This window comes from Bradyrhizobium tunisiense (assembly GCF_042263385.1).
Classification (GTDB): Bacteria; Pseudomonadota; Alphaproteobacteria; order Rhizobiales; family Xanthobacteraceae; genus Bradyrhizobium; species Bradyrhizobium tunisiense.
Genome location: NZ_JBHLEV010000001.1, coordinates 1311816 through 1330017, shown reverse-complemented (window position 1 = coordinate 1330017; position 18202 = coordinate 1311816). Strand labels below are relative to the sequence as shown.

Here is an 18202-nt window from a genome sequence, read left to right as displayed (position 1 = left end):
GGCGGCACGCGCCGCTTGCGGTATCACTGAATCCCTAAGAACGGGGCAGCACCATGCCTGTCTACACAGTTCATGCTCCCTCCCCCGCTGGAGCCGATCTGCGCGCGACCGACAAGTTCGTGTTCGTGCGCGACGGCTTTCATTTCTGGGCGATGATCTTCGGCCCGTTCTGGTTGCTGTGGAACCGGCTGTGGCTGGCGCTGATCGGCTATCTGATCTTCGTGGCCGCGTTCAATGTGGGGCTGTCCAGCCTCGGTGTCGGACGCGGCTCGATCTTCTTCGCCGATCTCATCGTCGCGCTGCTGATGGGTTTGGAGGCCTCGAGCCTGCGTCGCTGGACGCTGTCGCGCGGCAAATGGCGGCAGCTCGACGTCGTGGTGGCCGACGACGAGGACACAGCCGAGCGCCGCTTCTTCGAGCGCTGGAGCCAGAAGCAGCACGGCATCGTCAACGATCAATGGGCCGTCGATCGCGGCGGCCCGCCGCCGACCCGCAACACACCGGGTCAGCAATTCTCGAGCCCGCCGCCCATTCCGGCCGGCGGCATCATTGGATTATTTCCAGAACCGGGAGGGTCAAGATGAGCGTCGCCATCATCGATTACGGTTCCGGCAACCTGCATTCCGCCGCGAAGGCCTTCGAGCGCGCCGCGCGCAGCCTGGAAGATCCGCAGAAGGTCTTTGTCACCAGCGATCCGGACCAGGCCTATGGCGCCGATCGTCTGGTGCTTCCGGGCGTCGGCGCGTTCGCCGATTGCCGTCGCGGGCTGGATGCCGTCAACGGCATGGTCGAGGCGATCACCGAAGCGGTGCGCGTCAAGGCGCGGCCGTTCTTCGGCATCTGCGTCGGCATGCAGTTGATGGCGAGCCGCGGCAAGGAGCATGTCATCACCGAAGGCCTGAACTGGATCGGCGGCGACGTCGAGAAGATCACGCCGCGCGACGAGAGCCTGAAGATCCCGCATATGGGCTGGAATACGCTCGAGGTGCTCAGGGAGCATCCGGTGTTGAACAAGCTGCCGCTCGGCCCCAAGGGCCAGCACGCCTATTTCGTGCACTCCTACCACCTCAACCCCGCCAGCGAGGCGGACGTGCTCGCGCGCGCCGATTACGGCGGACCTGTCACCGCGATCGTCGGCAAGGACACCGCCATCGGCACGCAGTTTCACCCCGAGAAGAGCCAGCGCTTTGGCCTCGCTCTGATCTCGAACTTCTTGCGATGGAAACCGTGATCCTCTTTCCCGCGATCGACCTCAAGAACGGCCAATGCGTGCGCCTCGAGCAGGGCGACATGGCGCGCGCGACCGTGTTCAATCTCAATCCCGCCGCGCAGGCGCAGAGCTTTGCCGAGCAGGGTTTTGAGTATCTCCACGTCGTCGACCTCGACGGTGCCTTTGCCGGCAAGCCGGTGAATGCTGGGGCTGTCGAGGCCATGCTGAAGACGATCAAGATTCCGGTGCAGCTCGGCGGCGGCATCCGCGATCTCAAAACCGTCGAGGCGTGGCTCGACAAGGGCATCACCCGCGTCATCATCGGCACCGCCGCAGTGCGCGATCCCGAGCTGGTGAAGGCTGCGGCGAAGAAATTCCCCGGCCGTGTCGCGGTCGGGCTCGATGCGCGCGACGGCAAGGTCGCGGTCGAAGGCTGGGCGGAGACCTCGCAGGTGACGGTGCTCGAGATCGCGCAGCGTTTCGAGGACGCCGGCGTCGCCGCGATCATCTTCACCGACATCGCGCGCGACGGCCTGCTCAAGGGCTTGAACCTGGATGCGACCATTGCGCTGGCGGACAGCATCTCGATTCCGGTGATCGCCTCCGGCGGTCTCGCCTCGATCGAGGACGTCAAGGCGATGCTGACGCCGCGCGCCAAAAAACTCGCCGGCGCGATCGCGGGCCGCGCGCTTTACGACGGCCGGCTCGATCCTACTGCCGCGCTCACTCTGATCCGCAGCGCACGCGCGCCTGGGAGCTGACACATGTTCAAGGTGCGCGTGATCCCCTGCCTCGACGTCAAGGACGGTCGCGTCGTCAAGGGCGTCAACTTCGTCGATCTGCGTGACGCCGGCGACCCCGTCGAAGCCGCGATCGCCTATGACGCGGCCGGCGCCGATGAGCTCACTTTTCTCGACATCACCGCGACCCACGAGAATCGCGGCATCATGCTGGACGTGGTCCGCCGCACGGCGGAGGCCTGCTTCATGCCCGTCACCGTCGGTGGTGGCGTGCGTGAGGTCAACGACATCAAGACGCTGCTGCGCGCCGGGGCCGACAAGGTCTCGATCAACAGCGCGGCGGTGTCGCGGCGCGAGTTCGTCAAGGAAGCGGCTGAGAAATTCGGTGAACAATGCGTCGTGGTTGCGATCGATGCCAAGCGGGTGAAGCGCCCGGGCGGCGACCGCTGGGAAATCTTCACCCATGGCGGCCGCAATTCGACCGGCATCGACGCCATCGAATATGCCCAGGAAGTCGTCGCGCTCGGCGCCGGTGAGATCCTGCTGACCTCGATGGATCGCGACGGCACGAGGCAAGGATTCGACATCCCGTTGACCCGGGCGATCGCGGACAGCGTTCCCGTTCCGGTGATCGCCTCGGGCGGCGTCGGCAATCTCGACCACCTCGTCGACGGTATCCGCGACGGGCACGCGACGGCGGTGCTGGCCGCCTCGATCTTCCACTTCGGGGAATTCACCATCCGTGAAGCCAAGGAGCACATGGCCCGGCGCGGACTACCCATGCGCCTCGATGCCTGACGACTCCCGTTCATAAAAGTGCTACACGAGCCGGTGGGGACCGGCTCGTACGGCCGGATCGCGTTTTCCGAGTAGATTGCATGCCGCGCTTCACGATCCACGATCTGGCCGAGACCATCGACGCCCGCGCCGCCGCCGATGGCGAGACCTCCTATACCCGCAAGCTTCTGGACAAGGGCGCCGAGCATTGCGCCAAGAAGTTCGGCGAGGAAGCAGTCGAAACCGTAATCGCAGCAGTCGAAAACGATCGCGCGCATCTGGTCGCCGAGAGCGCCGACCTGCTCTACCATTTCCTTGTGTTGCTCAAGGCCCGCGGCGTAAAGCTGGAAGAGGTCGAGGCGGCGCTCGAGAAGCGAACGACGATGTCGGGCCTGGAAGAGAAGGCGTCGCGCAAGGGCGGCAACTAGCCGAGTGGAGAGGTCGCGTCATGGATATCCGCGCACCCGAGCAGCAGTATAATCCGTACCGCGTCTATACGCGCGAGGAGTGGTCGCGGCTGCGCGACGATACGCCGATGACGCTGGAGCCGGGCGAGTTCGACCGGCTGCGCTCGCTGCACGACCGCCTCGATCTCCAGGAGGTCGAGGACATCTACCTTCCGTTGTCGCGCCTGCTCTCGATCTACGTCGACGCGATGCAGCGCCTGTATTACGCCGAGCGCCAATTCCTCGACATTCGCGACCGCAAGGTACCCTACATCATCGGCGTCGCCGGTTCGGTCGCGGTCGGGAAGTCCACCACGGCCCGCGTGCTTCAGGCGCTGCTGGCGCGCTGGTCGCCCCGGCCGAAGGTCGAACTGATCACGACCGACGGATTCCTCTATCCCAACGCCGTGCTCGAGCGGCAGGGCATCATGCAGAAGAAGGGCTTTCCGGAGAGCTACGACCTGCCGCTGCTGCTCAGCTTCCTTTCCGACATCAAGTCCGGCCGCCGTCATGTGCGTGCGCCGGTCTATTCGCATCTGACCTACGACATCGTGCCGAACCAGTGGGCGGAGGTCGACCAGCCCGACATCCTGGTCGTCGAGGGCGTCAACGTTCTGCAAACCGGCAAACTGCCGCGTGACGGCAAGGCGGTGCCCGTCGTCTCCGACTTCTTCGATTTCTCGGTCTATATCGACGCGGACGAGGCGGCGCTGCGGCAATGGTACATCAAGCGCTTTCTGGCGCTGCGCGACACCGCTTTCACCAACCCGAAATCCTATTTCAACCGCTACGCTTTGCTGTCGGACGAGGAGGCCACCGCCACGGCGATCGCGATCTGGGAGCGCACCAACCTCGCCAATCTCGAGGACAACATTCTGCCGACCCGCCCCCGCGCGACGCTGATCCTGAAGAAGGGGGCCGACCACACGGTGGAGAGCGTGGCGCTCAGACGGCTCTGATCGCGTCGTGAACGTGCTGGCTGCTTCGAGCTAGGTATCTTTTGTTGCAGACCGGCAGCTGGTAATCCGCTATTCCTTGGGAAACGGCGGGAACGGCATCATGGTTGATCGTCTCAGAAGCGCTGCGGAACAGCTCGAAGCGCCGATCTGCCCGGACTGCCATGTCGAGATGAAGTGGTTCCGCTCCGAGCTGCTCGCGGACGAGCCGACCCCGATCATCGCGCATCTCTTCGTCTGCCCGCATTGCAAGCGCGCGGCCAAGGCCGACACCATCTTCAGGGGCAGTCAGACGCCGCCCGATAAGCTCTCGGCCCCGCGGTTCATTGCCTATGCCGCATAGGAGGTCATTTCCGGACCTCCTGTTGCATCTTCGAGCCAACGTAGATCTGCCACCCCGTCAGAAACATGGCGGCGACGAGTGGGCCGATGACGAAGCCGTTCGCGCCGAACGTGGCCAACCCGCCCAGGGTGGCAAGCAGCACGACGTAGCTGGGCATTTGTATCGACTGGCCGACCAGGATCGGGCGTAGGAAATTGTCCGCAAGACCGATCACGAAGGTGCCGAATGCGAGCAGGACGAGTCCCTTCGTGACCGAACCTGCCACAAGCAGGTAGAGCGCGACCGGAACCCAAATCATGGCGGAGCCGAGCACGGGCAGGAGCGAGAGCAGGGCCATGAGCGCGCCCGCCAGCAGCGGCGCAGTCAGGCCGAGCAGCCAGAAGATCAGCCCGCCCAGCGCTCCCTGAATCAGGGCAACGAGCACGATCCCTTTGATCGTCCCGCGAACAGCGAGGGTGAATGCATGGAGAATCTCGGCAGTATGCCTCGGGCGCAGCGGCAGCGCGTCGCGGATGCGTGCGTTGAGCTCGTCACCGTCGCGCAACATGAAAAACAGCAGGTACAACATCACGAACAGGCTCGCGACGAACTCCAGCGTTACCTGCCCGATGTTGAGCGCATGTCCGGCCAGCTGTTGACCGGCGGGGACGACCAGATTCGACAGGCGTTCCTTGATGTAGGAAAGATCGATGGACGCCAGGCGATCCGCCAGGGAAGCCGTCCAGTCGGGCAGCGCGGATCGCAGCTGCTGCAGGGGATGCGCGAAACTGATTTCTCCGTTCTGAATGCGCTGATACAGCTCTCCGCCCTGATCGATGAGGGAAGCGATGACGATCGCGACCGGGATCAGGACCATCACGACGACGACGACGACAGTGAACAGGGCTGCAAGATTGTGCTTTCCCGGGAGCGCTTCCAGAGTGCGCCGATAGAGCGGCGCGAAGATGATCGCCAGCAATACGGCCCACAGCAATGCGCCGGAGAACGGCCAAAGCACCCAGGCGAACGCAACCGAGATCGCAGCAAGCAGGATGAGGAAAGAACGGTCTTCCGAGGTACTCACGTGTTCGCAGCCTTCTGCTCGCCAGAGCATGATCCGGAAAGATCATGCGTGGACGACAACGTAAAGCGCGATGACGATTCGTCCAAATCTCATCGCGCTTTAGTGCATGATCCGGATCCGAATGATCCGCGTAGCGCAAAGCATGCAGCTCAATCCATGACGCGGGGCGGGACGGCGCTGCCAGCTCGGCGCTGACGACCGGCCTCTATTTGCCCGCTTTCGCGCCCCAGTCGGCGAGCTTGATGCGCCCGGCGAAGGTCGCGGGGCCGGAGCTGCTGGCCTTGTAGACGAAAGCTTCGCCTTCCTGGACGTCGCCGGCCTCCTTGCCGAAGGCGTCGGCAATGTTGGTCTTGTGGGTGACAAGGAATGTGTTGGTGCCGGCCTTCGGGGCCGCATCGACGAGCTGACGCACCGCCTGGCCCGCCTTTGCATTTGCACCCGTCGGGTTTGCCATTCCCGACGCGCTCGCGTTGCTGCTGTCCGTCAACGCATCGACCGGCTTGACCTCGCGTCCCGAGATCAGCTTGCCGGCCTCGACCGCCCGGTTCAGCCGGCTGGTGTAGATATCGCCAATGGGAATCGCGAGGTCCTTGAGCGCCGTCCCGATCTGGCGCGCCATGTCCCTGCCCTTTTCGCTGAGCTGGCGCTGGGCGCTCATGTCTTCGAACTTGAAGGGGTAGACATCCTTCTGGCTGTCGTCGGTGGCGGTGTGCCGAAACACCAGCACGTAGCCGCCTTGCTTGAGCGATGCGATGAGTTCCGGTGTATCGGCTGCGGCGTGTCGGGATAACCCAACGAGGAAAACAACAAGTGCGAGGCGGCAAAGCACATTCATGCGCAAAGTCCTTCATTGCAAAAGACCCCTGCGTATGGTGACGCGCAACGCCGCCTATTTCAATTGTCGTTTGGCCGCCGGGCCAGAGTTCCCTCTGAAACTCTGGATCAGACCGCGAGGTGCCGGGGGGCTGCCAGACCCGCCAGCGCCTCTTCCAATTTTTCCCGGTCGAGCGGCTTGATCAGAAATCCGTTCATGCCCGCCTCGAAGCAGGCATAGCGATCCTCCTCCAGCGTATTGGCGGTGAGCGCGAGGACCGGCGTGTGATGGCCGCCAATGGCGGCCTCATGCGCGCGGATACGCTTGGTCGCCTCGATGCCGTCGAGCTGCGGCATCTGGATATCCATCAGCACGAGATCGTAGGGCGTGCCGGCCGATGAAGCGGCGAGCCAGGATTCCAGCGCGGCCTCGCCGTGGACGGCGATGACGACGCGGTGGCCGAGCTTCGTCAGCAGCGAGCGCATCAACAACGCGTTGATCTCGTTGTCCTCGGCGACCAGGATCGACAGGCCCCTTGCCTGCGTCGCGCCGGCGGCTTCAACCGGTGGCTCCGGCGCGAGATCGGGTGAGGCGACTTCCGGCGTCAGCGCGAGGCGCGCGGCGAGCGAGGCTGCCCGCAGCGGCTTGACCAGAAAGCCTGTGAAGGCCGGCGACAGCTTTTCATGGCGCGAGCCCGACGTCAGCAGCACGAGGCGCTGGGCTGCATGCGCGCGAGCCATTTCGCCCAGATGGTCGGCGGTGGCAGGGCCGATCGCGCGATCGATCAGCACTGCGTGCCATGAGCGTTCGGGCAGCAGCGCTTCGGCAACTGCCGCATCCGAGACCATGCAGGTCTGGCCGCCCCAACGCTCCAGACGCCGCGCGATCAGCGAGGCTTCGATTCCGTCCGCGACCAGAAGCATCGACTTGCCGCCGAGGTCAGGGCTCGGAAAGGCGGTCTGTCCCGCGCCGGCTTGCGACGGCGGAAGCGGCATTGCGACCTCGAAGGTCGAGCCTTTGCCCGGCTCGCTCGCGAGCGTGATCCGGCCGCCCATGCGCTTGACGATGCGCTCGCTGATGGAAAGCCCAAGTCCGGTGCCGCCATAGGTACGGGAGACGCGCTCGTCGGCCTGTTCGAACTCTCGGAAGATGCGTTGCTGCGCTTCCGGCGCGATGCCGATGCCGGTGTCCCGGACCAGGAAGCTGATCTCGTTCGGCCAGATGCCGGGTTCGACGATCAGCGCGACGCCGCCATGGCTTGTGAACTTGATGGCGTTGCCGGCGAGATTGAGCAGCACCTGGCGCAACCGCGCCGCGTCGCCGACCACCTCGAGCGGCAGGCGCTCGTCGATATAGGATGCGATCTCGAGGTCCTTGGCCTGTGCACGCGGCGCCAGCAGCTCGGTGATTTCCTCGATCAGCGTGGACAGGGCGAAGGGACGCAGCTGGAGATCGAGCTTGCCCGCTTCAATCTTGGAATAGTCGAGCAGCTCCTCGATCAGCGCCATCAGGGCTTCGCCCGACGTCTTCACCGCTCGCGCGTAGGTCGTCTGCTCCGGCGTCAGTGTGGTGTCGAGCAACAGGCCGCCCATGCCGATGATGCCGTTCAGCGGCGTGCGAATCTCGTGCGAGGCCATCGCCAGAAAGCGCGATTTGGCGCGGTTGGCGGCGTCGGCCTGGTCGCGCGCGTTGGACAGCGCACGTTCGGTCTCGGTGCGGTCGGTGACGTCGCGTCCCACGCTCTGCAATTCGGCGGGTTGCCCGGCATCGTGGCGGACGTAGCCCTCGCGCCAAGCAATCCAGCGCGCGCCGAGCGGGGTCGCGATCTTCTGGTCGTGGACGCGCGTGCCGTTGCTCTCTCTCGCGCTGTCGCCCTGCTCCAGAATGTCGAAGTCGAAACGCGTACCGACCAGCGCGCTGCGCGCCTGACCGGCGAGTGTGCAATAGGCCTCGTTGGCAAAGGTGATGCGGCCGCTCGTGTCGCGCAACACGATGAGGTCGCCCTGCTGCTCGAACAGGCTGCGGGCGCGTTCTTCCGCCTCCTTCAGCTCCCAATTGCGGTCGATGAGCGCCTCGTTGTGGGCCGCGAGCGTCCGCAGCCGCTTATTGACGAAGCGCAGGCGCATGCTCAGCGTCGCAAGGCCGAGGCAGGCGAGCGCGAACAGGAAGCTCGCGCCGATCGCGAAGGCGTGGGGATCGTAGCCGGAATTGTCGGACCGGCTGCCGGTCACGAAACCATAGGCGCCGCCGAAGGTCGCCGAGAAGATCATGAAGGAACGGATCGCAAAGGCAATTCGGGGGTGCCGTCGCCTGAAGCGGCGCATGCGCACCTTGATCCGGAACGTCCGACCCATCGTCACCCCGACTCTTGTCCGAGACCACCACTGCCGCGTGCGACGATGGCCCGCCGACCTTGCGAACAGTTTGAAGCTCCGGTGCCGCCTCCAAACAGGGTTGACGATGTGTTAACGGCTCAGAGCGAGGCGGCCTGGAGGTGGCGGTGGCCGCCGCGGGCGCCGACAATCAGCGCCGCCGCCTCGCGCTGCGAGAACGATTTCGAGCGCACATAGATGCGGTAATCCGCCGGCCCCTCGGTGGAGAGATAGATCACCTGGCCGCCGTCGACGGGCTCAGCGGCGATCGACACAAGTCGCCTCGAGGGATTGGCCTGGCAGGAGTCCGGCTCGGAACCGGGGCCGCCGTCCACCACGGTGAAGTCCGCCGCGTCAGCATCATCGGTGATCTGAACCCGCACGGTGGCGCGCTCCGGATCCTCGGTGAAGGCGACATGCACGCCGGCCGTCCAGAACAGCGAGGTCAGCTCGACCGAGGTGTCGCCGAGCGCGATGCAGGGATGTGAGACCGATCCGATCTCGCCGCGACCGAATGCGACAGCCGCCAGGAGGGGAACAACCGAGGCCAGGATCTTGAAACGCAACATGACACCCTACTCGCACAGGCCGCTCGGGAACTCATCGGGCCTTATGGTTTGCAGAGCGTAAAGGAAACTCGTTACCGCCGGGTTGATGCGCGGAGTGATCAAGCCAGCTGCCGCACATCCTCCGCGAGTGCGCGATAGGACAGCGCTTCGGCCAGATGCAGCCGGCCGATCCTGTCGGCGGAATCGAGATCGGCCAGCGTGCGGGCCACCCGCAGCACGCGGTGATAGCCGCGCGCCGACAGGCGCATCGTCTCGGCGGCGTCGCGCAGCAATTTGGCGCCTTGCGCATCCGGCTTGGCGATGTCTTCCAACACGGAGGCCGGCGCCTCGGCATTGGTGCGGACATTGGGCAGACCGGCATCGGCATAGCGCGCGAGCTGGATGTCGCGCGCCGCCGCGACGCGCGCGGCGACCTCGGCCGATCCCTCCGCCGGCGGCGGCAGGATCAAATCGGCCGCGGTCACGGCCGGCACTTCGATGCGCAGATCGATACGGTCCATCAGCGGCCCCGAGATGCGTGCCTGGTAATCGCCCGTGCAGCGGTCGATGCGACCGCGCTTGCAGGCATAGCCGGGCTCGAACGCGTTGCCGCAGCGGCACGGATTCATCGCCGCCACCAGCATGAAGCGGGCAGGGTAGGTGACGCGGTGATTGGCGCGCGATACGGCGACCTCGCCGTTCTCCAGCGGTTGCCGCAGCGAATCCAGCACGCGCGGATCGAACTCGGGCAATTCGTCGAGGAACAGCACGCCCTGATGCGCGAGTGATATCTCGCCGGGCTTGGCGCGCATGCCGCCGCCGGTGAGGGCGGCCATGCTCGCGGAATGATGCGGCGAGCGGAACGGCCGCCGTGCCGTCAGCGCGCCGCCTTCGATCTCGCCGGCGACGGAGGCGATCATCGAGACCTCGAGCAACTCGCCGGGCGAGAGCGGCGGCAGGATCGAGGGCAGGCGTGCCGCCAGCATCGATTTGCCGGCGCCCGGTGCGCCGATCATGAGCAAATGATGCCCGCCGGCGGCTGCGATCTCCAGCGCCCGCTTGGCGCTTTCCTGACCCTTGATGTCGCGGAGGTCGAGCGTCGAGGCGGCGGCCTCGTGCACCTTCGGCGAAGGGCGCGACAGCACCTGGGTGCCCTTGAAATGGTTGGCGATCTGGATCAGCGAGCTTGCGGCGATGATCTGGATGTCCGGGCTGGCCCACGCCGCCTCGGAGCCGCAGGACGCCGGGCAGATCAGCCCTTCCTCGCGCATATTGGCGCCGATGGCGGCGGGAAGGACGCCGGCCACGGGCGCGATCGAGCCGTCGAGGCCGAGTTCGCCGAGCACCGTGAAGCCGCTCAGCGCATCCGGCGGGATCGCGCCGATCGCCGCCATCAGGCCGAGCGCGATCGGCAGGTCGTAATGGCTGCCCTCCTTGGGCAGGTCGGCCGGCGCCAGATTGACGATGATCCGCCGCGCCGGCAGCGCGAGGCCAGAGGCGATCAGCGCCGAACGCACCCGCTCGCGCGCCTCCGACACCGCCTTGTCCGGCAGGCCGACGATGGCAAAGGAGGGGCGTCAATGACAATTTTTGTCACCTCCGCTCCCGGGACTTTTATCACTTAACCCCTCGGGTCTCTTGGAAAATTGAGCCTCTCCGAGAACACCGGACCCTATTTCGGTCGTTGTCCGGCGCCCGATTTCACATGGTGGACTTAAAGGGGGTTCGCCTCCGCCCGGCTCACCGACGCAACGTCTTGTAGGGGACAACCTCTCGGAAGGCCTGCGGCAGACACTCGCCCTTCAGGTTCCACACGTGTATGCCCGTCCAATAGATCTGATGGAGCCTGAGTGCGCGCAATGGTGCCCTTCCTTATAGCAGGTGAGCGCTGATGATTTTGTCGGCCCTCACCACCGTTCGCTCCCCGGACGAGCGCACCGCTTGGTCCTCGCTCCAGCGGTTCCAGAACGTGGCGTCGGTGACTGACCTGATGGTGGCGCTCCATGCTCTTCCGCCGGGCCAGAGGAAGAATGCTCAGAAGCAGGCTAAGCAAATCCGCTACTGCTTGATGCAGGCACGTGAGTATGCGGCAGCAGCTCGGGTGGTGTCGCTCGTTACAAAGCCTACTCTTCTCTACTATGCAGTTATGAACCTCGCATTGGCGGAGGTTCTCTTAAAGCAGTCGGGAGATTTCAGTCTCGACAGAGCCCGTGAACATCACAGGCACCATGGATTGCTGTTCTCCGATACCCGGTCCGGCCCGCTTTCGGATGAGCTGACGGTTAGCGCAAGCGGCCTGTTCGCACGTCCGATGGTCCTCCAACGGGAAGCAGAGGAAGAGCGTCTCGGTACATTCGAGCTGTGGCATCGGGGTGCAAGAGAAGCGCCGTATGTCGGAAAATACACCAATACCCACGAGGGCGGAGGACAGACTTCCGGCACCGAGATACTGGCTGGGCCGGATGACATTCGGATGCCGTTGCTCAACCAAAAAGGCTTAACGCTGCTCGACTGCCTCACGCACATCCCGGACATGTTGAACTTCGTGAACTCCTACGGAATTCGCAGCAACTGCGCGCGAGGAGCAATGGTTCGTGAGGATTTCCCTGAAAGAAGCGTGTTGCGTTTCGTCCTTCATCCCTCGGACATCGCGCATGAAGTCTTCGAGAGCCTCGAAATTCATCCCAACCTGGTTGATCGGCTCAATTACATCCCTCTCCCGAGCGGCGGCGTCATCACCATAAACTCCGATCCGGTGAACAACTCCTGCTCGATGCGCCTGCCTCCGGGGGCCGCGACGTCCACCACAGAATTCCGCTGCTGGCTCGATAGGAAGTCTCCGCTGAACGAGTTCGGCTACATCTATGTAGCGCTGTTCATTGCTGGTAACTACGCCCGTTACTACCCTGATCGGTGGGTAGCCGACGTCGAAAACAGCGCGCCTATCGCCTTGGCTATTGAAGAGCTTCTGTCCATCGCTGAGCGCCGCGTGCCTTGGGCTACATTGAGTGAGTTGAGCCGATCCTATCACGTGTTCTCTGACTGAAGCGCGAGCCTCCGCGTGGCCTTCGTAGACTGCCTCCCTGTGCCCTCCCTCTGGCGCGATTTAGAGCCCGGAGCGACCGTTGGAGGCTTCCCTTCGCCCCTCATGTACCCCTGCCTTGTTCGGCCTTCCGACAGCCCGCCTTACAGTGTCCGTCGTTCCGGTGATTGGCTAACCTGCGCCTGCGCGCGGAGGCTGTGCTATGCTCGTCCCGGGCTTGAGGGGTGTCGCTGATGGGGTTCTTTGAGCGTCGAAAATTCAGGCGAGACGTCATGGGTCGTCTTGACGCCATGCTCCTGTTTTATCCGGGCGGCGTCAGGCAGATGCACAAGAACTACCCGGGCCTCGCGAGCGCAATCGACGGTCACATCAACTCGGGTGGGATAAGTGCTGCGCGGTCAGCCTTGCTCTTGGCTGGCTCTCTGTTGGCAAATGAATTCGAACATCTCCCCGCTCAGGATCGCGGAGCCGTCCACCATCAACTCACCACGATGAACTTTGAGGCCTTCAAGCAGGCTCTGCGTGGGGGCTTAACGCCCCCGGACGGGCTCCTTCTCGGCACCTCTCTTGCCGCCTTGGCGTTCTTTTTAGCTCAAACCTCGGTTCAGAACAGCGAGGTCTCCGAGAGCGATTTCAATAACTTTGCCTCCGAGCTGTTCGGTGCGCTTGAAGGGAAGTCATTCGCGGAGCGCTCGGATGCGAGGATACGCGATACGCTTGATGAGACCCTCGGTCCTCCACCGTTGCTCGCGAGCGAGGATGATACGAGCGCTTTGATGCCCAGCCAGCGCAGTCTCTATGAGGAGCCGCGCCTCTCTGGGAATGAATTCAAGGTCCGGCTTGTGTTCACTGCGACGGGGCTGGCCCTTGTGCGGCATGATGACGGTGCGGTTGTCACGGAACGACGGTCCCTTACTCAGGCTGACCTCGAGAAGGTGCCACGAGAGGATTGGGAAGATTGTCGATACGTCAACCTTCACACACGTAGCGGCGAAATTGTCTCCTGCCTGATCGTCGGCGAGGCCAACGAAATCGTGGGGAGCCGCCGTGCTTTCTGGTGGGCTTTAGCGCGGGTCACAGCGAGAATGGTGGATGTACGGGCCAGTGGGGCGCGTATGAGTGTGCACGCTCTTGCCGAGGTTCACTCGGTAGCTCGCGCAATGTGGGATGTGGTGATCGAGCGCAGCGGTTCGATAGAGGGCCTACGAGAGGAGCCTGTTTACGCTCGAAACATCCATTTCGATGTGATGTCGAAGTCGATTGATCAAGCCGAGACCCCCGCTCGAAAGCTCGGGCTCGAAATCTGTAAGGCAATGGTGCTTGCGGTTCAGTCTGAGGACGACGCGCTCGAAGCGTTCGCCTATCAGCGGTTCAAGCGGTTCCTTTGGCGTCCCGGCGAAGAGCCCGGCGAATTCTATCAGCACGACCCGGCATAGCCGACATCTCGGTGGGCCTCTGGGTGCTCCGGAAGGCTGCGCGGCCCTGTCAGACGGGGTCGTTACGCACCCGCTCATTAACAAGGTTAGCTGGGTCTCGGGTACGCGTGTTCCCCCGTTGGGAGTGAAACAATAAGAGGGCCATCCAGAAGCCGCTGTCGGCGCCCCAATTGGTTAATGACTTATCCTCAGAGCACCGCCGGGTTCCCCCGTGGGGCTCCCTCGGGCGGCTGGCCTGCCGCTGGGACGGAGCGGTCTGCCACACAGTTATAAACTATAACGGTGCCAAGATACCCATTCGAGCCGATTTGGGGTGCAATTTGCACGTCATGTATTTGCACCCTCAGAAGGGAATGTCGTCCTCGGGGTGGGCGATCCGGGCCGCCAAGTCGGAAATCAGCTCTTGGTGGTCGGTGGCCCATTCTTCGATCAGCGCCGCTGGGAGCCTCTCGCTAAGCATCTGAAGGGCAAGCGCCGTCACCTCGAAATCTTGTAGGAGCCCCATGGTCAGATTGTGCCTCGTGATCGTGTCCACGACCTCCTGTGCCTTCCGCACCTTCCAACCCTCCTGATCAAAGTCAGTGTCTGGCTCTCTCCCTTCCCACAGGTCCCGCGCGGATTTCCAAGTCAGCCGTTTCAGGTCCTCGGGTTCAACGCCCTCTTTTGCATTCAGCTCGCGCCAAACCTTTCGCATGAAGCGGACTTGGCGGACCGACACGCCGGTCAATCGTCGGACCTCCTCCGCAGTGAGAGACCCAAGGTCCTCCTTGGTGATCGTCCACGCAGCCGCGCTCTTTGCCTGCGCCGTCATCGGGAGCTTGTCCTTGACGTTGCTGGACAGCGCTCGAACGCGGGCCTCGGTCAGGTTACCCTCGAATACCACCACAGGGATTTCCTTGGTCCAACCTGCGGTGTCGTAGGCTGCAAGGCGGTGGTGGCCGTCAATGACGTAGAAGTCCTTCCCAACGGGCATCGCCAGCAAGGGGTCCAGAGGATCGCCTTCGTGGATCGCCTTGGCGAGGGTGTAAATGTGATCCGCTCGGGTCCACTGGTCCCGTTGGTAGTTGCCACGCCACTGGAAAACATCTTCCGCCAAATGAAGTGCGCTGCGGGAAACGTTGCGTCGCTTAGGCTCCAGCGCAATCGGCCCTGCCTGATCAATCTCAGCCTGGAGCTGCTTTGCCGTCTTGCTGCTGTCGCTGGGGTATTTGATGTCGGCCCTACGCACGGGCGCCTTGGGCTCCCATGGGAAATGGTTCTTCTTCGTGTTCACGTGTCGTACCTTCAATTCACTGCGGGCTTCTCGGGGAACAACGCGTGCATCGGGGGCACCGTTTCCCTGAAATCTTCAAAGCTCATGTGCCGCGTGATGCACAAGATGTCCTGCACCTCATCTGAGTGATGCCAGCGTATCCATAGGTGGCCCTGTTCGGGATCGATCACGATACGACGCATGGCATCCCGCAGTGCTTTATTGATTTCCACCACATCCATCTTACCGGAGAGGGCCTGTTGCACGGCCTTCAGGCGGTCTTTGACGCTTGCGGTCGTCAGGGTGTCCCTCTGGCTCCTCAGCTCCCGCAGTCGCTTCTGAAGGTCCTTGAGCTGCTGCTCCGTGTCCCGCAGGGCTCTCCTTGCTGCTGGACTTCTCTCCTGTGCCGCGAGTTCCGCCAAGTCGAACGTCTTCTGCTCTGCTGCGTCAGCGTTGGCCTGTAGTCTCTCAATCTCTCGCTCAAGTTCCGCCGTGCTCTTGCCCCGAGGGGCTTCCTTGATCAACTGGTGCACATTGGATTTCAGTGCAGTCTCAACCGCCTCGTACCTGACGGCCAAGTAGCGGCATTCCCCAGCCTTCATGTTGGCGCGGGAGCACACGAGGTACACGTAGTCTCCCTTGGCAACCCTCGTGATGGCGTGGCCGCACGTGGCGCAGAAGGCGATGCCTGACACAATGGACTTCGGTGGCTGTCTCGCGTTCCGTCCGCGAGCTGCCTTGGTGCTGAGTTTGCGGTTCACCTTCCAATAGGTGTCGGCGTCCACTGCGGCCGGAAACAGGTTCTCTACCGGGTCCATCGGCTGATCCCTGCGTGCCCTTGTGTCTTCGTCATGGGCCGTAGTGTGCGGGGTGAAGGTGCCGATGGGTGCGGTGCTCGTCAGGACCTTGCGGATGTAGCTGGTGCGCCAGTGGTCTGCCGTCCTCTGCTTTCCGCTCCTGCCCCACGTCGGCACACCGCGCTCGTTGAGGTCCCGAGCGATGCGAGTAAGGCCGTCACCCGCAGCCATGCGGTCAAACATCTCCCGCACGATTTCCGTTCTGTCGGGGATCAGCTCGTAACGCTTGTCTTCGTCCGACCAAGTGATCCACGCGGGGGTTTGGCGGGTATACGGCTTGCCCTCAAGGCCGTGCTCTATCAATCGCTTCTTTTTCCGCGCCTTGGCATCACCGATGAGCTGCGATTTCCTCGCGCTCTCTTGGTTCGCCCTGATCTGCTCAGCGACGATGTACATGATGTCGTAAGGCTGCTTCTTCAGCCGGTCGTGCGAGTACACCTCACCCGTGGACAGCACAGCGATGTTGATCCCGCTGACGATCAGTTGTTGGAACAGCGTCTGTGCTTCAAAGAAGTCGTCACGCGACAGCCGGTCTATGTTCTCAACGAGGAGGTAGCTGCCTTCAGGGACGTAATTCTTGTGGACTGCCTCAAGGAACCCAGCGAGCGCCCCCGTGCGGGCATTCTTGCCCCTGTAGGCCGACACACCGATGTCCGTCATGTTCAGCTCGGTGTCTAAGGTAAGCCCGTGGTCAAGAGCGAACTTGGTTGCCTTGTCCATTTGCCTCGCGAAGCTCGCTCCCTCCTGCTGTGAAGGTGTCGAGAAGCGGACATAAGAGTACGCGCGGGTCTCTTCGGACCGCGCAGGGCGGACGGCGGTGCTCATGGGGGCCAGCCTCAGACGGCTGCGTCGGGCAGGAGGGGTTCTAAGACATCGGTGATGTCCACCTGCCTCCTACGCGCTTGGTCGTCCACAACCCGCTCAAGGGCCTCCCCAAGGTCTCCAAGCACCCTTGCTGCCCGTGCTATGGCCCATGCGAGCCGAACGGTGGACCGAAGGGCAATCAGGGTGGCCAAGTTCCGCAATTCCATTGCAATCTCCGTGCGTTGATGCCGTATAGTGTTGGCATTCACACTCTGCAATGGCGAACGCCGGCAGGCCCGGCGCGACCTGCACCTGCACGTCGACCGCGCGGGCCTCGATCCCCTCAAAGGCGACGGTAGAAACCCGCTGAACCATGCTCAAACCAGCCTGCCCCTCTCGTACAATTAGGGGTAGCAGAGCCCGGCCCTCTCCGGTACTGGGTCAGTTTGATTATGGCGGCTGCGACGCCTAGGAATTGGCGCCGTTTAGGGCCATATTTGCCGAATGGCAAAAGCCCTTGGACCGAAAGAACAGCGGATTATGCGCTTCCTTAATGAGCGCGTATTCGAGCCGATTTTGGTCTCCCCCAATGCTTCCAAAAAACTGAAGGATGGGGTCCGGTACACCATTATGCGGCTGAACGAGCGTGATGCGGCTGGGATGATCCACTACTATTGGTCGGCCATTGTTGGCACAGAGCGCAGCGTTGGATTTGCCGCCTTGATGCGTCAGGAAGGTTTCGGGCGCTTTGAGGAAGCGATTGATGAGTTCCGGCTTCACTTCAACGATCAATTTCTCAGGCAGCCGTGACCAATGGACAAGCAACCCAAACGCCCCCGCGACCCCAATCAGCTCGCCAAGTCGATAATCGACATAGCGACGGGCGAAGCCCCTGATAACGGTCCAGAAACCAAAAACGAAAAAGACCCCGCTGCAATTGAGCGGGGCCGTAAGGGTGGGTTAGCTGGTGGGAAAGCTCGCGCCGCTAAAATGACTGCTGCCGAGCGAAAAGCTTCTGCGCTTAAGGCTGTTCGTTCTCGGTGGGCTCCGGGAAAGCATTAGGGTCTGAGGACCAGTCCCCGCCTTTGGGCGCGGATTCGGCCTTAGGCTCCTTCTTCCAATTCCAAGTGCGGCCGGGATGCCATTCCTTAAGGCCCCACGTTCCGCGCTCCACCCTGACGATATCGCCCACTTCCTTGAAGCGGCGGGTCAGTACGGCACCAACGGTATTGAGGGGGTCGGCGGACGTTAAGACCATCCCGCCAGCCTTAAGCTCCGCTAGGATCTCTGTGTTTGTCATCTTCCTCTTGCGGACGCCGAGAAGCTTCTTTGTGGCCTCCGAAATCGACATTCCGTGGAAAGCACCATCACCAAGAACGGCCTCTTGCTGGCGCTGCGGCCCAGCAGTGGCAGTCGCTTGAGAACCACCAGCGCGTACCGACTCAATGGCTTGAATAGCTTGGTCAATTCGATCCCGCTGAGCCTTTAGATCGGCCAAGACAATAGCGTATGGATCGAAATCCTTTGATTCCGTTGACATT

Annotated in this window: 17 protein-coding genes and 2 pseudogenes; 10 read left to right on the top strand and 9 right to left on the bottom strand. The window is 62.9% G+C overall.

The window, feature by feature from the left end; translation table 11 throughout:
• The first annotated feature begins 53 nt into the window (after window positions 1-53).
• The 7 genes from ACFDR6_RS06235 to ACFDR6_RS06205 all read left to right on the top strand — a co-directional run bounded on the left by ACFDR6_RS06235 (window position 54) and on the right by ACFDR6_RS06205 (window position 4472).
• Window positions 54-584, top strand: a complete 531-nt coding sequence (locus ACFDR6_RS06235) for a DUF2628 domain-containing protein (RefSeq protein ID WP_212082848.1) — start codon at window positions 54-56, stop codon at window positions 582-584.
• Window positions 581-1231 (top strand): imidazole glycerol phosphate synthase subunit HisH, encoded by a 651-nt coding sequence (gene hisH, locus ACFDR6_RS06230; protein ID WP_212082851.1) that lies wholly within the window; start codon window positions 581-583, stop codon window positions 1229-1231. The genes ACFDR6_RS06235 and hisH overlap by 4 nt, the downstream gene beginning before the upstream one ends.
• Window positions 1228-1971, top strand: coding sequence for a 1-(5-phosphoribosyl)-5-[(5-phosphoribosylamino)methylideneamino]imidazole-4-carboxamide isomerase (hisA, locus tag ACFDR6_RS06225; protein WP_375857919.1), 744 nt, complete (start codon window positions 1228-1230; stop codon window positions 1969-1971). The genes hisH and hisA overlap by 4 nt, the downstream gene beginning before the upstream one ends.
• Window positions 1972-1974: 3 nt before the next feature.
• Window positions 1975-2748, top strand: a complete 774-nt coding sequence (gene hisF, locus ACFDR6_RS06220; RefSeq protein WP_028133461.1) for an imidazole glycerol phosphate synthase subunit HisF — start codon at window positions 1975-1977, stop codon at window positions 2746-2748.
• Between the two features lie 80 nt (window positions 2749-2828).
• Window positions 2829-3155 carry a phosphoribosyl-ATP diphosphatase gene (locus tag ACFDR6_RS06215; protein ID WP_212082877.1) on the top strand — a complete coding sequence of 109 codons (327 nt, stop codon included), beginning with the start codon at window positions 2829-2831 and terminating at the stop codon, window positions 3153-3155.
• A 20-nt stretch (window positions 3156-3175) separates the two neighbouring features.
• Complete coding sequence (gene coaA, locus ACFDR6_RS06210; RefSeq protein ID WP_212082881.1) at window positions 3176-4132, top strand: type I pantothenate kinase; 957 nt, start codon at window positions 3176-3178, stop codon at window positions 4130-4132.
• Window positions 4133-4232: 100 nt separating this feature from the next.
• Window positions 4233-4472: a hypothetical protein gene (locus tag ACFDR6_RS06205; protein ID WP_212082884.1), complete on the top strand. Its 240-nt coding sequence runs from the start codon at window positions 4233-4235 to the stop codon at window positions 4470-4472.
• 4 nt (window positions 4473-4476) lie between these two features.
• Here ACFDR6_RS06205 and ACFDR6_RS06200 read toward each other — a convergent pair whose 3' ends face one another.
• The 5 genes and pseudogenes from ACFDR6_RS06200 to ACFDR6_RS06180 form a co-directional block, all read right to left on the bottom strand.
• Window positions 4477-5535, bottom strand: a complete 1059-nt coding sequence (locus ACFDR6_RS06200) for an AI-2E family transporter (protein WP_375857762.1) — start codon at window positions 5533-5535, stop codon at window positions 4477-4479.
• A gap of 205 nt (window positions 5536-5740) precedes the next feature.
• On the bottom strand, window positions 5741-6370 hold the full coding sequence (locus ACFDR6_RS06195) for a histidine phosphatase family protein (protein ID WP_375857761.1): 630 nt from the start codon (window positions 6368-6370) through the stop codon (window positions 5741-5743).
• 107 nt (window positions 6371-6477) lie between these two features.
• Window positions 6478-8703, bottom strand: coding sequence for an ATP-binding protein (locus ACFDR6_RS06190; RefSeq protein WP_375857760.1), 2226 nt, complete (start codon window positions 8701-8703; stop codon window positions 6478-6480).
• Window positions 8704-8822: 119 nt separating this feature from the next.
• A complete protein-coding gene (locus ACFDR6_RS06185; protein ID WP_212082893.1) occupies window positions 8823-9290 on the bottom strand; it encodes a hypothetical protein in 468 nt (155 codons plus the stop codon).
• Window positions 9291-9388: 98 nt separating this feature from the next.
• Window positions 9389-10843: pseudogene (locus ACFDR6_RS06180) on the bottom strand (YifB family Mg chelatase-like AAA ATPase); the annotation flags it as partial.
• 317 nt (window positions 10844-11160) lie between these two features.
• Between ACFDR6_RS06180 and ACFDR6_RS06175 the strand changes: the two are divergent.
• Window positions 11161-12315, top strand: a complete 1155-nt coding sequence (locus ACFDR6_RS06175) for a YaaC family protein (RefSeq protein ID WP_375857759.1) — start codon at window positions 11161-11163, stop codon at window positions 12313-12315.
• A 269-nt stretch (window positions 12316-12584) separates the two neighbouring features.
• Complete coding sequence (locus ACFDR6_RS06170; RefSeq protein WP_375857758.1) at window positions 12585-13748, top strand: hypothetical protein; 1164 nt, start codon at window positions 12585-12587, stop codon at window positions 13746-13748.
• Between the two features lie 343 nt (window positions 13749-14091).
• Here ACFDR6_RS06170 and ACFDR6_RS06165 read toward each other — a convergent pair whose 3' ends face one another.
• The 3 genes and pseudogenes from ACFDR6_RS06165 to ACFDR6_RS06155 all read right to left on the bottom strand — a co-directional run.
• Window positions 14092-15021: a ParB/RepB/Spo0J family partition protein gene (locus ACFDR6_RS06165; RefSeq protein WP_375857757.1), complete on the bottom strand. Its 930-nt coding sequence runs from the start codon at window positions 15019-15021 to the stop codon at window positions 14092-14094.
• Between the two features lie 11 nt (window positions 15022-15032).
• Window positions 15033-16682 carry a recombinase family protein gene (locus tag ACFDR6_RS06160; protein WP_375857756.1) on the bottom strand — a complete coding sequence of 550 codons (1650 nt, stop codon included), beginning with the start codon at window positions 16680-16682 and terminating at the stop codon, window positions 15033-15035.
• A gap of 255 nt (window positions 16683-16937) precedes the next feature.
• Window positions 16938-17036 (bottom strand): annotated as a pseudogene (locus ACFDR6_RS06155) (ATP-binding protein); the annotation flags it as partial.
• A 129-nt stretch (window positions 17037-17165) separates the two neighbouring features.
• On the opposite strand from ACFDR6_RS06155, the gene ACFDR6_RS06150 reads away from it, so the two are divergent.
• Window positions 17166-17471: a hypothetical protein gene (locus ACFDR6_RS06150; RefSeq protein ID WP_375857755.1), complete on the top strand. Its 306-nt coding sequence runs from the start codon at window positions 17166-17168 to the stop codon at window positions 17469-17471.
• Window positions 17472-17682: 211 nt separating this feature from the next.
• On the opposite strand, the gene ACFDR6_RS06145 is transcribed toward ACFDR6_RS06150, so the two are convergent.
• A complete protein-coding gene (locus ACFDR6_RS06145; RefSeq protein ID WP_375857754.1) occupies window positions 17683-18201 on the bottom strand; it encodes a winged helix-turn-helix domain-containing protein in 519 nt (172 codons plus the stop codon).
• Window position 18202 lies beyond the last annotated feature (1 nt).

Coding starts and splice junctions, on each gene's coding strand:
- coaA (WP_212082881.1), top strand. CDS start 3,176: ATGGATATCCGCGCACCCGAGCAGCAGTATAATCCGTACCGCGTCTAT.
- ACFDR6_RS06190 (WP_375857760.1), bottom strand. CDS start 8,703: ATGGGTCGGACGTTCCGGATCAAGGTGCGCATGCGCCGCTTCAGGCGA.
- ACFDR6_RS06205 (WP_212082884.1), top strand. CDS start 4,233: ATGGTTGATCGTCTCAGAAGCGCTGCGGAACAGCTCGAAGCGCCGATC.
- ACFDR6_RS06195 (WP_375857761.1), bottom strand. CDS start 6,370: ATGAATGTGCTTTGCCGCCTCGCACTTGTTGTTTTCCTCGTTGGGTTA.
- ACFDR6_RS06145 (WP_375857754.1), bottom strand. CDS start 18,201: ATGTCAACGGAATCAAAGGATTTCGATCCATACGCTATTGTCTTGGCC.
- hisH (WP_212082851.1), top strand. CDS start 581: ATGAGCGTCGCCATCATCGATTACGGTTCCGGCAACCTGCATTCCGCC.
- ACFDR6_RS06175 (WP_375857759.1), top strand. CDS start 11,161: ATGATTTTGTCGGCCCTCACCACCGTTCGCTCCCCGGACGAGCGCACC.
- ACFDR6_RS06185 (WP_212082893.1), bottom strand. CDS start 9,290: ATGTTGCGTTTCAAGATCCTGGCCTCGGTTGTTCCCCTCCTGGCGGCT.
- ACFDR6_RS06235 (WP_212082848.1), top strand. CDS start 54: ATGCCTGTCTACACAGTTCATGCTCCCTCCCCCGCTGGAGCCGATCTG.
- ACFDR6_RS06215 (WP_212082877.1), top strand. CDS start 2,829: ATGCCGCGCTTCACGATCCACGATCTGGCCGAGACCATCGACGCCCGC.
- ACFDR6_RS06150 (WP_375857755.1), top strand. CDS start 17,166: ATGGCAAAAGCCCTTGGACCGAAAGAACAGCGGATTATGCGCTTCCTT.
- hisF (WP_028133461.1), top strand. CDS start 1,975: ATGTTCAAGGTGCGCGTGATCCCCTGCCTCGACGTCAAGGACGGTCGC.
- ACFDR6_RS06160 (WP_375857756.1), bottom strand. CDS start 16,682: ATGAGCACCGCCGTCCGCCCTGCGCGGTCCGAAGAGACCCGCGCGTAC.
- ACFDR6_RS06170 (WP_375857758.1), top strand. CDS start 12,585: ATGGGTCGTCTTGACGCCATGCTCCTGTTTTATCCGGGCGGCGTCAGG.